Origin of the sequence: Sphingorhabdus sp., assembly GCF_046596595.1 — a bacterium.
In the GTDB taxonomy this organism is placed as follows: domain Bacteria; phylum Pseudomonadota; class Alphaproteobacteria; order Sphingomonadales; family Sphingomonadaceae; genus Sphingorhabdus_B.
The window spans coordinates 1-12,513 of record NZ_JBKJMB010000015.1 but is presented as its reverse complement, the minus strand read 5'-3'; the positions used below and the strand labels follow the sequence as shown (position 1 = coordinate 12,513).

The following is a 12,513-nucleotide window of genomic DNA, read 5'->3' as shown; positions in this document are numbered from 1 at the left end:
GCTATCCCAAGTCCGGTTGATTTGCAGGCGAAGCCCGATTGGATTTGATTTCTGACCCATGACTTATGCCTCTTCTTGCTGTTCGCGCACAACGATACGCAGACGGCTGAATGGTTTAACGATCCGGCTCGACTTGCCGCGGCCACGTGCCATGAAACGCTTCATGGTCAACGCCTTGCCAACACTTGCCTCGGCAACGACAAGGCTGTCGACGTCGAGATTATGGTTGTTTTCGGCGTTGGCGATGGCGGAAGCCAGAACCTTGCGCACATCGTCTGCCATTCCCTTGGTGGAGAATTTCAGGATGTTCAGCGCGTCTTCGGCCTTCTTGCCACGGATCAGCGCGGCAACGAGGCCAAGCTTCTGTGCAGAACCACGGATGGTTGTGCCCACTGCCAGCGCTTCATTGTCGGCGACGCGACGGGGTGCGGATGCCTTGCCCATTAGCGTTTGCCCTTCTTATCTGCGCCATGGCCATGATAAGTGCGCGTAGGTGCGAACTCACCAAGCTTATGGCCGACCATGTCCTCATTCACCGAAACGGGAATGAACTTGTGGCCGTTATAGACGCTGAACGTCAGGCCAACGAACTGAGGCAGGATTGTCGAACGACGCGACCAAGTCTTGATCGGCGCAGCCTTCGATGCTTCCTGAGCGGTTTCTGCTTTTTTCAGCAGATAGAGGTCAACAAACGGACCTTTCCAGACGGAACGAGACATGAGTTACCTCTTCTTCTTAGCATGCCGCGAACGGATGATCATCCGGTCTGTCGACTTGTTGCTGCGGGTACGAGCACCCTTTGTTGGCTTACCCCAAGGTGTAACCGGATGACGGCCACCTGATGTACGACCTTCACCACCACCATGCGGGTGATCGACTGGGTTCTTAGCGACACCGCGCGTCAGCGGGCGAATGCCACGCCAACGGTTGCGGCCTGCCTTGGCAAGCGTCGTGTTGGAGTTGTCTGGGTTCGAAACCGCGCCAACTGTACCCATGCACGTACCAAGGATGTAGCGCTGCTCGCCTGAGTTAAGCCGAACGATAACGCGTCCACCATCACGACCAACGAGCTGCACATATGTGCCTGCTGAACGTGCGATCTGACCGCCCTTGCCTGGCTTCATTTCAATGTTGTGGCAGATGGTACCGACGGGCATCTGGCTCAGCAACATGGCGTTGCCTGGCTTAACGTCAGTCTTTTCGCCCGCAACAACCGAGTCACCAACAGCAAGTCGCTGCGGCGCAAGGATGTAGGCCAATTCGCCGTCTTCGTACTTTACAAGCGCGATGAAAGCAGAACGGTTGGGGTCATATTCCAGACGCTCGACCGTTGCAGGCATTTCCCACTTACGACGCTTGAAGTCGATCAGACGATATTTCTGCTTGTGACCGCCGCCGATACCGCGCGACGTCACATGACCCTTGTTGTTACGGCCGCCGGTCTTGCTCTTGCCTTCGGTCAATCCCTTGACAGGACCGCCTTTGTACAAGCTTGACCGGTCAACCAGCACAAGGCCGCGACGGGCGGGGCTAGTTGGTTTGTAGCTTTTGAGTGCCATATCCTGCCCTTAAATACCGGTGGTCACGTCGATGCTTTGGCCTTCGGCCAAAGTGACGATCGCTTTTTTGACATCCGAGCGCTTGTAGGGCTTGCCCTTCCAACGCTTGGTCTTGCCCTTTTGCACAAGTGTATTCACATTCGTGACCTTGACGTCGAACAGTGCCTCTACAGCGGCCTTGATCTGTGGCTTGGTCGAGCTGCCCGTAACCTTAAACACAACAGCATTGTGCTCGGACAACAGGGTCGCCTTTTCAGTGATGTGCGGGGCAACGATGACGTCGTAATGACGCACGTCGATTGCTTTATCCTTAGCCATTAGTTGGCACCTCCCGTGAGGGCGAAGCGTGCCTCCAGCTTCTCAACCGCAGCGCGGGTCAAAACCAGAGTATCATGCTTCAGGATGTCATAAACATTCGCGCCAACCGCGGGCATCACATTGATGCCTACGAGGTTAGCCGAAGCCAGACGGAAATTGTCGCTGACGGTGTCGCCATCGATAACCAGCGTCGACTTGCCGAAACCAAGCTTGCCAACCTGACCCTTAAGTGCCGCAGTTTTTGCAGCAGCAAGATCCAGATTTTCAAGAACGATTAACGATCCGTCCTTCGCCTTGCTTGAAAGCGCCATCTTCAGACCCAAAGAGCGAATCTTCTTGTTCAGCGATGGGTTAAAGTCACGCAAACGGGCACCATGGGCCTTGCCACCACCTATAAAGATCGGAGCAGCGCGGTCACCGTGACGGGCAGTACCGCCACCCTTCTGGTTACCAAATTTCTTGCCGGTGCGGGCGACGTCTGAACGCTCGCGGGTCGGACGAGCCGTACCGCGGGCCTTTTCACGCTGCCAGGTGACGACACGGTGCAGAATGTCGGCGCGTGGCTCAATGCCAAATACGTCGTCATTCAGGTCGATATCGCCCTTTGCTTTGGCGTCGAGGGTTTGAACCTTGAGTTTCATGGCTTAAGCTCCCTCGCCTTCAGGCTTTTTGTCTGCAGTCGCTTCTTCAGCGGCATCTGCAGCCATATCAGCATCCTGCTCAGCGATCTTGACGTCCGCTTCCGCAATCATTGCGGCTGCTTCTTCGGTCGTTGGACCGGTATCGATCTCGACGATTGCCGCTTCTTCGACCATTCCAGCAGGCGCGTCTTCTGACGCCGTTACATCTGCATTACGGCGCATAGCACCGGGGAACGGAACGCCTTCCGGCAATGGCAACTTCACCGCATCGCGAATGAGCAACCAACCATTTTTCGCACCCGGAACCGAACCACGTACGAAAATGAGGCCACGGCCTGCATCGGTACGCACAACCATCAAGTTCTGCTGCGTGCGTTGACGGTCGCCCATATGGCCAGCCATCTTCTTGTTCTTGAAAACCTTGCCGGGATCCTGGCGCTGACCAGTTGAACCGTGGGCACGGTGGGTAATCGATACACCGTGCGATGCACGCATACCGCCGAAGCCCCAACGCTTCATGGCGCCGGCAAAACCCTTACCTTGCGTATGGCCAGTGACGTCGACCATCTGACCTGCAATAAAGTGATCTGCGGTAATGGTTGCGCCTACAGGCAACAGACCATCTTCGTTATCAACGCGGAATTCAGCAACACGAGCCTTCGGCTCGACCTGTGCCTTGGCGAATTCACCACGTTGCGGCTTGTTTACATTTTTCGCTTTACGGGCTCCTGCACCAAGACGAACGGCAAAATAGCCATCCCTTTCTTGGCTGCGAGCTCCGACCACTTGGCAGCCTTCCAGCGCCAATACGGTGACAGGCACATGACGGCCGTCCTCTTGGAAGAGGCGCATCATACCCATCTTTTTCGCGATCACGCCAGTGCGCATGATCCATACTCCAACTATGTCAGAGGCCCGGCTGGCATGATTGCCAGGAGGGCGTGACGCCTAAATCCAGCCCTGAATTTTTAAGCATTGCCCCGTCCGGGCTAGGCACCAGTCACTCACCTTGATGAGAGATCTGGTAAGACGGGGAACGCGGCCCGAGCCATAACTTTCTCGAAAGAAAGCGCACTCGGCGGTATTCCTATTGTCTCACTCCGCTTTCGCGAAGATATCGGCTTACGCCAATTTGATTTCGACATTCACACCGGCAGCAAGATCGAGCTTCATCAGCGCATCTACGGTCTGTGGCGTGGGCTGCACAATGTCGAGCAACCTTTTGTAAGTCCGAACTTCAAACTGCTCGCGCGACTTTTTGTCGACGTGAGGTCCGCGGTTCACGGTGAACTTTTCAATACGGGTAGGAAGTGGAATGGGTCCACGGATAAGCGCGCCGGTGCGGCGTGCTGTGTCGGCAATATCGCCAGTCGCCTGATCGAGGACGCGATGGTCAAATGCTTTCAGGCGGATGCGAATATTTTGCGTTTCCATGGGTTCACCAATTTCCAAATTCTATCAATATCAAAGAGCCGAAAAACAGCCATTCCGACTTGCGCTTTCGAAGCCGGAACAACTGTTTTGAATTTCTAAAAACCGCCCCGCCCGAATCAAAGAGTCGGGCGGGATGCGCGGCCTATATTACTTCGTGATGGTGCTGACAACCCCAGAACCGACAGTCCGTCCACCTTCGCGGATTGCGAAGCGGAGACCTGGGTCCATGGCGATTGGAGCAATCAACTTAACAGCGATCGTTACGTTGTCGCCTGGCATAACCATTTCAGTGCCTTCTGGAAGGATCACTTCGCCGGTTACGTCAGTCGTACGGAAGTAGAACTGTGGACGATAGTTTGCGAAGAACGGCGTGTGACGGCCGCCTTCGTCCTTCGAAAGAACGTAGATTTCTGCCGAGAACTCAGTGTGCGGGGTAACCGAACCTGGCTTGCAGAGGACCTGGCCACGCTCAACTTCTTCACGGCCAACGCCACGAACAAGCGCACCGATGTTGTCGCCTGCACGACCTTCGTCGAGCAGCTTGCGGAACATTTCAACGCCGGTAACGGTCGTCTTCTTGGTGTCCTTGATACCGACGATTTCAACTTCTTCGCCAACCTTGACGATTCCGGTTTCGACGCGGCCGGTTACAACGGTACCACGACCCGAGATCGAGAACACGTCTTCGACTGGCATCAGGAATGGCTTGTCGATTGGACGCTCTGGCTGAGGAATGGCTTCGTCAACGGCAGCCATCAGTGCAAGGACCGATTCCTTACCGATGTTGTCGTCACGGCCTTCAAGCGCAGCAAGCGCCGAACCACGAACGATTGGAATATCGTCGCCTGGGAAATCATACTTCGAGAGAAGCTCACGGATTTCCATTTCAACCAGTTCGAGAATTTCTTCGTCGTCAACTTGGTCGACCTTGTTCATGTAAACGACAAGTGCAGGAACGCCAACCTGACGTGCAAGCAGGATGTGCTCGCGGGTCTGTGGCATCGGGCCATCAGCTGCGTTCACAACCAGGATAGCGCCGTCCATCTGGGCAGCACCGGTGATCATGTTCTTAACATAGTCAGCGTGGCCTGGGCAGTCGACGTGTGCATAGTGACGAGCGGCTGTCTCATATTCAACGTGTGCCGTCGAAATGGTGATGCCGCGCTCGCGCTCTTCAGGAGCCTTATCGATATTAGCGAAATCAACAGCAGTACCGCCATAGGTTTCTGCCATGATCTTGGTGATCGCTGCGGTCAGCGTGGTCTTACCATGGTCAACGTGACCGATGGTGCCGATGTTGCAATGCGGTTTCGTCCGCTCAAATTTAGCTTTAGCCATTTTTCAAACCTTCTTACTTTGGATTTCGGATTGTGTTCAGATGGGACGCGCCTGCTGACTCAAGGCGCTGCCCTTAGTAGGTCTTTTTCACTCATGCAAGCTTTGCCTGCACATCCTTCGACATGCGCGGTACCGCTATCTCATCCCAACGGCTTTTCCATACGCAGCAAAGGTATAGCGACGTCGCCAACTCGCGCATATTCTTGCTCTGCGCTCGGCACATAGCCTTGTGCCGAATATAATGGCACCCCTGCAGCTGTGCCCATCAATTCCACCCGTTTAAAGCCCGCCTGCCGGGCGGCGGCTTCGCATAATGCAAGAATCCGCGAGCCGATTCCCTGCCGCGTAAAATCTGGATCGGTGTACATAGCCCGCACCTTTGCGGCGTCGGTTGCTGGATTTAGCCTGGCCGGTTCGCGCGCGACAACGCTGTCATCGCCGCCATAAAGCGTTGCCCTGAAGCTCCAGCCGCCGCAACCGGCAATCCGACCTTCACGCTCAATGATGAAATAAGTCCCATCGCGCACCAACTGCGTGTCCAGCCCCATGACCTTGGCGCTGGCGACGATCTGCTCAGGCATCAGATAATCCGACTGCAGCAGGGCAATTGATCGTGCCATGAGTGCATGGAGCGCGTCCAAATCGTTGAGCGTGGCAATGCGATCAGTGAATATGTTGCTCATGTCACGCCTTGAAATAAAAATGCGGGCGAAAGTGTCATCACCCCGCCCGCAATTAATTTTCGCTTAGATCAGTAATCGACGCGCAGGCGGAGATAATAAAAACCGCCATTCATTCCGAAAGGCCCGCCTGAACGCGGATAAATTTGCCCGTCGTTGAGTGCGCCGGACAAGGCGTAAATCGGGTTGACCGGCGATGCCTTTATCTTGTCCGGGAAGACGTTGAACAGGTTATTGGCGCCTATAGTGAGGGTATAATGCTCGGCGAGAGTATAGCTGACATCAAGATCGATTAGCGTTTTGCCTCCGAAAATCTGGCTAGGCGGCGCCGATGTGGCCCCTGCAACTGGCGCAAGCAAATTATACTCGAGTGCATTTGACCATTCGCCGTAATAGTTGGCCCGAAGATTCGTGCTGAAATCACCGATTTGCCAGTTGGCCGACGCATTTACACGGTGCTGGGGCGCGAGATTTTCGATATTATATTGTTGCTGCAGGCTAACCAGCTGCGAGCCGGTCGTGGTGAGCTTGATATTCTTGGGCTTAAGGTCGTTGTAGCTGTAAGCCAGTGTCAGGTTGAGCGAACCACCCATCAAGTCGGTGCGATAGTTGGCGACCGCTTCGATTCCCTTCGACGTTACATCAAAGCCGTTGGTGAAATAGTTCACTACGCCGCCCAGGCCGACCGTAGCAAGCGACGGCAGTGCGGCAATATTCGCCGCCGTCACAGTGTAGTTTTGCGAAATGCCGATCCGGTTTTTGATGTCGATAACATAGCCGTCAACCGTCAGCGAAAACGCATCGAAAGGTTTAAGCACGATGCCAGCACCGAAATTGGTCGACCGTTCAGGCTTGAGAGATCCAGCGCCATAGAATTGAGCGATGGCGCTTGTTGTCGGATAGGTGCCTGTCTGCACCTGATTGCCGCCAAGGAAATTCGTCGTCACGACCTGCGTGTTGTTCTGGCCAGGTGATGGCGCATGGAAACCATTACCGACCGTCGCGCGCACAGAAACGGCGTCTGAGAAGCGATAAATTGCATTCGCCTTGCCGACGACGACGCTACCAAAAGTATCATAATTCTCCCACCGCGCAGCGAGCCCGACCGTGAGTGCTTCGGTAATGTCGGTTTCCGCACCAACATAAAAACCATAGCTAGTCTGCGTTGATACGCCCGCAAAGTTAGGGCTGACGCCGCCATATCCGCTTGCTGCCGGCGATTGGGTGCCGGTGATGCCAGCAGGTGCAAAAACCCCGGGTGCGGTCTGGTTGTAAAGTACTTGCGATGCAAATGGACCCGCAGCGTAGGACTGGAGATCGCCAACAGTCTTTTCATAACGTTCCTTGCGATATTCCGCGCCGCCTGAAAGAGTTATCGGCGAGGCGAAACCGGCTTCGAGCGGATATGTGAAGTCAGCATTCAGCACTTGCTCGCTCTGGATCAGTTTGCCGAACTCAAAGCTGGTCTGGCTCTGCGGACCAAATGATGCGCTAAGCGAATCGGTCATTGACAGGTCAAGCGAGTTGCGTCCGAAGGTCGCCGACAAATCATAAGTGAAACCGCTGTCGGTTTCGCCCTTGAAACCACCTGTTCCATAGGCTTGGTCGACCTTGCCGATGAAGCGCGGTGTGAAGCCGCCCGGATAGATCGATCCAAAGCTAAATGTCGCTCCGTTATTGAGCGGGAATGCAGCCGACGCGGCATTAACGAAGCCTCCTGCCGGGCAGGTCGCGTTGCCCGCAGGACATGGCGTAATAAAAATAGGCGCGAATGACCCATTTCGACCGGCAGTCCGCGTCGCCGGAGTGCCACTGCCGTCGTTGACGACAAGACCCGCCTGCGTAACAGGTAACCGATAGTTGAAGCTCTGGTTGGTCTCACTGTGCGAAACGTTACCGGTGACGTAAATCTGGCTTTCGTTTCCTACGTCGAGCGACGCGTTCAGGAACAGCTTGTATCCATCTGATGGAGACGTGCCCCAAATCTGGGCCGGCAGTCCACGAGCAGCATTGGGAATGCTGCTGGCGACTGCAGGATTACTCGTTGCAAGGGCAATTGCGCTTGCGCGCTGTCCACCACGGCTTGTCTGGCCTTGGTCGAACCATTCGGCGGACACGTTGACAAAGCCGCTATCGCCAATTTTGAAACCCGCATTGCCCGAGATGATCTTGCTTGCACCGTCGCCCTCGTAGGTTTCACCATAAAGCCCTTGAACCTCGATGCCTTCGTCATCACGGATCTGGTAATTGAGCACACCTGCGAGCGCATCCGCGCCATATTGAGCGGTTGCTCCGTCGCGGAGCACTTGCAGGCTCTTGATCGCGATGGCAGGAATGTTGCCGATGTCCGCGCCCTGCGAACCGAATGACAGCGCGGTATCTGCGCCTGTGTATACGTTTACGAGCGCCGAGCGGTTATACCGCTTGCCATTTATCATTACGAGAATCTGGTCGGCACCGAGCCCACGCAACGAAGGCGCGCGGACGAATGTCGAAGCGTCCGAGATGGTGTTTTGTGGCACAAAGAACGATGGCACCAGGTTGCGCACAGTATCGAGGAGGTTGACGGCTGGAGATGCAGTCAATTCCTCGGAACCAATAACATCGACCGGAGAAGCTGAATCAGTTGCCGACCGGTCGGTGCGGCGCGAACCAATAACGACGATGGATTTTTCTTCGCTGGCTGCCGTAGCTGAAGTCTCGCTGGCGTCCTGAGCGAAAACCGGTTGCGACGCAAATAAAGCCGCAGCTGCGGTTCCGCACGCGAGCCAGGCTTTTGAATATGATTTGTTCAGTGACATTGTATTTTCCCCTTAAAATACGCGACGCGCGAAAACTGCTGGTCAGTTCAAATTTCTTACCGCTCGTCGCCCGATCCTTGTTATTGAATAAAAATATCGCGATTAAAAGGGGTCGCAACCGATTGTTACACCATGTGATAAATTCGTCGCAGTTTTGCAAAGGCCGTTATATGCACGTACATCATGAGCCAGCCGCGCGGGCAGCCCCAGTAATCGATTTTGCGCAGTTTTTAGCCGTAGACATCAGGATCGGAAGGATCCTCGCCGCCACGCCATTACAGGGCGCGCGCAAGCCAGCCTTTGTGTTGACCATCGATTTTGGAACGCAGATTGGCGTAAAGAAAAGCTCGGCGCAGATTACCGAGCATTATACGTGCGCAGAATTGCCCGGCCGGCTTGTCGCTGCGGTCGTCAATTTTCCACCAAGGCAGATCGGCAAAATAATGTCGGAAGTGCTAACACTCGGTTTTCCCGATGCCAGCGGGGCGGTCGTTTTGTTTGCACCGGACCGCGAAGTGCCAATTGGCAGCCGTCTCTTCTAGAAGACGGCTGCCATATAGCTATTGCCTATCAGGCAAGCTTTTCCTTGATTTCGGCTGCAACATTCGATGGCACTTCGTCATAATGGTTGAAGAACATCGAATAGTTTGCGCGGCCTTGCGTGAATGAGCGAAGCTGGTTCACATAACCGAACATGTTGGCCAACGGCACCATGGCCTCGACCACTTGAGCGTTGCCGCGGCTGTCTGTGCCTTGAATCTGGCCACGACGGGAGTTCATATCGCCGATCACATCGCCCAGATATTCCTCAGGTGATACAACTTCGACCTTCATGATTGGCTCAAGCAGCTTGATGCCCGACTTTTGGGCAGCTTCACGCATACCGGCGCGGCCAGCAATTTCGAATGCAAGCGCCGATGAATCGACGTCATGATACGCGCCATCATACAAAGTGATTTCGAAATCGATGATCGGGAAGCCGATAAGCGAGCCGGATTCTGCGGTTTCGCGCATACCCTTTTCAACCGAAGGAATATATTCCTTCGGAATGTTGCCGCCCTTTACCTGGTCGTTGAAAACCACGCCGGTGCCGCGTTCGCCGGGTTTTACGGTGAACTTGATGCGGCCAAACTGACCCGAACCACCCGACTGTTTCTTGTGGGTGTAATCAACGTCGACTTCACGTGCGAGATATTCACGGTAAGCAACCTGCGGCGCGCCGACATTTGCTTCGACCTTGAACTCACGGCGCATACGATCAACGATGATGTCGAGGTGAAGCTCGCCCATGCCCTTGATGATTGTTTGGCCCGATTCATGATCGGTCGAAACGCGGAACGACGGATCTTCAGCCGACAGACGATTGAGCGCAATGCCCATCTTTTCCTGGTCAGCCTTGGTCTTTGGTTCCACCGACAGTTCGATAACTGGGTCCGGGAATTCCATACGCTCCAATATGATCGGGAAACGCTCGGCGCACAACGTGTCACCAGTGGTCGTTTCCTTCATGCCCGCAAGCGCAATGATGTCGCCTGCAAATGCCTCGTCAACGTCCTTACGTTCGTTGGCGTGCATTTCGAGCATGCGTCCGACCTTTTCCTTCTTGTCCTTAACCGAGTTCAGGTAGGTGCCCTTAAGCAAGCTGCCCGAATAGATACGGATGAAGGTGAGCGAGCCCACGAACGGATCGTTCATGACCTTGAACGCCAACGCCGAGAATGGCGCGTCATCGGTAGGCGGACGGCTGTCAGGCTCAAGCGTGTCCATGTGGACACCCTGAACGTCCTGAATATCGAGCGGCGAAGGAAGATAGTCGACAACAGCGTCGAGCAAAGGCTGAACGCCCTTGTTCTTGAACGCCGAGCCGCAGCAGACAGGCACGAACGACTGGTTGAGCGTACCCTTGCGGATCAGCGCCTTAAGCGTCGGCACATCGGGCTCTTGCCCATCGAGATAAGCCATCATCGCATCATCATCCTGATCAATGACAAGCTCGATGAGATCATGACGGTACTGCGCTGCTTCATCCGCGAGGTCGGCAGGGATGTCTTCGTAGAAGAAATCGGCCCCAAGCGATTCATCTTTCCAGATGACCGCACGCATTTCGACGAGATCGATCAGACCCTTCAAATCAGCTTCAAGGCCAATCGGGATGTAAAGCACAGCTGGCTTTGCACCCAAGCGGTCAATGATGGACTGCACGCAATATTTGAAGTTTGCGCCTGTCCGGTCAAGCTTGTTGATGAAGCACATACGCGGAACGCCGTACTTATCGGCCTGACGCCATACGGTTTCAGACTGTGGCTCGACGCCGGCAACGCCGTCGAAACATGCAACAGCACCGTCGAGAACGCGGAGCGAACGTTCGACTTCAATCGTGAAGTCAACGTGGCCCGGCGTATCGATGATGTTGATGCGGTGGTCGTTCCAGAAGCAGGTGGTCGCAGCCGACGTGATCGTGATGCCACGCTCTTGCTCTTGCTCCATCCAGTCCATAGTGGCCGCGCCGTCGTGCACTTCGCCGATTTTGTAAGACTTTCCGGTGTAAAAAAGGATGCGCTCGGTGGTCGTGGTTTTACCGGCGTCGATATGCGCCATGATACCGATATTACGATACATTTTGAGTGGATGGCTGCGTGCCATATTCTTTACTCCGAAGTGCGGACCGCCAATACGGCCCTGATGAGATTACCTGCGAAGGCTACTAACCGCTGTTACCAGCGGTAGTGTGCGAACGCCCGGTTGGCTTCTGCCATACGGTGCGTATCTTCACGTTTTTTGACAGCGTTTCCGCGGTTCGATGCAGCATCCATCAGTTCGCCTGACAAACGAGCGGCCATGGTGGTTTCGCTGCGGTTACGCGCAGCGCCGATCAACCAACGAATGGCAAGTGCCTGAGCGCGCTCTGGACGCACTTCGCAAGGGACCTGATAGGTCGCACCACCAACACGGCGGCTGCGGACTTCGATGCCTGGCTTTACGTTATCCAGCGCTTCATGGAAGGTCTGGATGGGGTCTTTCTTTGCGCGGGCCTCAACAGTTTCCAAAGCACCGTAAACGATACGTTCTGCTGCCGATTTCTTACCATCAAGCATCAAGTTGTTCATGAATTTCGAAAGCACAATATCACCGAACTTGGGATCGGGAAGGATGATGCGCTTTTCGGGACGACGACGACGTGACATAATATATTTCCTTTATCTCATGGGACCAGTGGCAGCGCACATGCGCGCCAATCGGGCCAGCCAATGGAGCGAACGAATTACTTCGGACGCTTTGCACCATATTTGGAACGCGATTGCTTGCGGTCCTTGACACCCTGCGTATCGAGTACGCCGCGGAGCACGTGGTAACGCACACCGGGAAGATCGCGTACGCGTCCACCACGGATTAGCACAACGCTGTGCTCCTGAAGATTGTGGCCTTCACCTGGGATATAAGAAATAACCTCGCGCTGGTTGGTCAGACGGATCTTCGCAACTTTACGCAAAGCCGAGTTCGGCTTTTTCGGGGTCGTTGTGTAAACGCGTGTGCAAACACCGCGCTTCTGTGGGTTTTGGTCCATCGCAGGGACCTTGGACTTGACCTTCTGAGGGGTCCGGCCCTTGCGGACCAGCTGATTAATCGTTGGCATATCTTCACCTTGTTAAAGCGGTTACTTTGGGTGGGCAGCCGTATTTTGCGGTGGAGGCTCAGCCTTTGGCCCACCCGGCCGATCACACAATGTGCTGCTATTCTGAGT

At 54.8% G+C, this 12,513-nt stretch carries 14 protein-coding genes; 1 reads left to right on the top strand and 13 read right to left on the bottom strand.

Annotated features, from left to right (window positions below; genetic code table 11):
* Positions 1–63 precede the first annotated feature (63 nt).
* The 10 genes from rplV to ACLL9E_RS01490 form a co-directional block, all read right to left on the bottom strand.
* On the bottom strand, positions 64–444 hold the full coding sequence (gene rplV, locus ACLL9E_RS01535; RefSeq protein WP_295442686.1) for a 50S ribosomal protein L22: 381 nt from the start codon (positions 442–444) through the stop codon (positions 64–66).
* Positions 444–719: a 30S ribosomal protein S19 gene (gene rpsS, locus ACLL9E_RS01530; protein ID WP_295442689.1), complete on the bottom strand. Its 276-nt coding sequence runs from the start codon at positions 717–719 to the stop codon at positions 444–446. The genes rplV and rpsS overlap by 1 nt, the downstream gene beginning before the upstream one ends.
* A 3-nt stretch (positions 720–722) precedes the next feature.
* A complete protein-coding gene (gene rplB / locus ACLL9E_RS01525) occupies positions 723–1,559 on the bottom strand; it encodes a 50S ribosomal protein L2 (protein WP_411289983.1) in 837 nt (278 codons plus the stop codon).
* Positions 1,560–1,568: 9 nt separating this feature from the next.
* Positions 1,569–1,877, bottom strand: a complete 309-nt coding sequence (locus tag ACLL9E_RS01520; protein WP_296198173.1) for a 50S ribosomal protein L23 — start codon at positions 1,875–1,877, stop codon at positions 1,569–1,571.
* A complete protein-coding gene (rplD, locus tag ACLL9E_RS01515; protein ID WP_409646377.1) occupies positions 1,877–2,518 on the bottom strand; it encodes a 50S ribosomal protein L4 in 642 nt (213 codons plus the stop codon). The genes ACLL9E_RS01520 and rplD overlap by 1 nt, the downstream gene beginning before the upstream one ends.
* A 3-nt stretch (positions 2,519–2,521) precedes the next feature.
* A complete protein-coding gene (gene rplC, locus ACLL9E_RS01510) occupies positions 2,522–3,406 on the bottom strand; it encodes a 50S ribosomal protein L3 (RefSeq protein ID WP_411289982.1) in 885 nt (294 codons plus the stop codon).
* 234 nt (positions 3,407–3,640) lie between these two features.
* A complete protein-coding gene (gene rpsJ, locus ACLL9E_RS01505; RefSeq protein ID WP_022672862.1) occupies positions 3,641–3,952 on the bottom strand; it encodes a 30S ribosomal protein S10 in 312 nt (103 codons plus the stop codon).
* A gap of 147 nt (positions 3,953–4,099) precedes the next feature.
* Positions 4,100–5,290, bottom strand: coding sequence for an elongation factor Tu (tuf, locus tag ACLL9E_RS01500; RefSeq protein ID WP_397604871.1), 1,191 nt, complete (start codon positions 5,288–5,290; stop codon positions 4,100–4,102).
* A gap of 140 nt (positions 5,291–5,430) precedes the next feature.
* The gene (locus ACLL9E_RS01495) at positions 5,431–5,973 is read right to left on the bottom strand and encodes a GNAT family N-acetyltransferase (RefSeq protein ID WP_411289981.1); all 543 of its coding nucleotides are present in this window, start codon (positions 5,971–5,973) and stop codon (positions 5,431–5,433) included.
* A gap of 68 nt (positions 5,974–6,041) precedes the next feature.
* Positions 6,042–8,771 carry a TonB-dependent receptor plug domain-containing protein gene (locus ACLL9E_RS01490; RefSeq protein WP_411289980.1) on the bottom strand — a complete coding sequence of 910 codons (2,730 nt, stop codon included), beginning with the start codon at positions 8,769–8,771 and terminating at the stop codon, positions 6,042–6,044.
* A gap of 170 nt (positions 8,772–8,941) precedes the next feature.
* On the opposite strand from ACLL9E_RS01490, the gene ACLL9E_RS01485 reads away from it, so the two are divergent.
* Positions 8,942–9,313 (top strand): tRNA-binding protein, encoded by a 372-nt coding sequence (locus ACLL9E_RS01485; protein WP_411289979.1) that lies wholly within the window; start codon positions 8,942–8,944, stop codon positions 9,311–9,313.
* Between the two features lie 28 nt (positions 9,314–9,341).
* Here the strand turns inward: ACLL9E_RS01485 and fusA are convergent, their stop codons facing one another.
* The 3 genes from fusA to rpsL form a co-directional block, all read right to left on the bottom strand.
* Positions 9,342–11,414, bottom strand: coding sequence for an elongation factor G (gene fusA, locus ACLL9E_RS01480; protein WP_411289978.1), 2,073 nt, complete (start codon positions 11,412–11,414; stop codon positions 9,342–9,344).
* Between the two features lie 71 nt (positions 11,415–11,485).
* Positions 11,486–11,956, bottom strand: coding sequence for a 30S ribosomal protein S7 (gene rpsG, locus ACLL9E_RS01475; RefSeq protein WP_125229576.1), 471 nt, complete (start codon positions 11,954–11,956; stop codon positions 11,486–11,488).
* A 77-nt stretch (positions 11,957–12,033) separates the two neighbouring features.
* On the bottom strand, positions 12,034–12,405 hold the full coding sequence (gene rpsL, locus ACLL9E_RS01470) for a 30S ribosomal protein S12 (protein WP_295442718.1): 372 nt from the start codon (positions 12,403–12,405) through the stop codon (positions 12,034–12,036).
* Between the last annotated feature and the right edge of the window lie 108 nt (positions 12,406–12,513).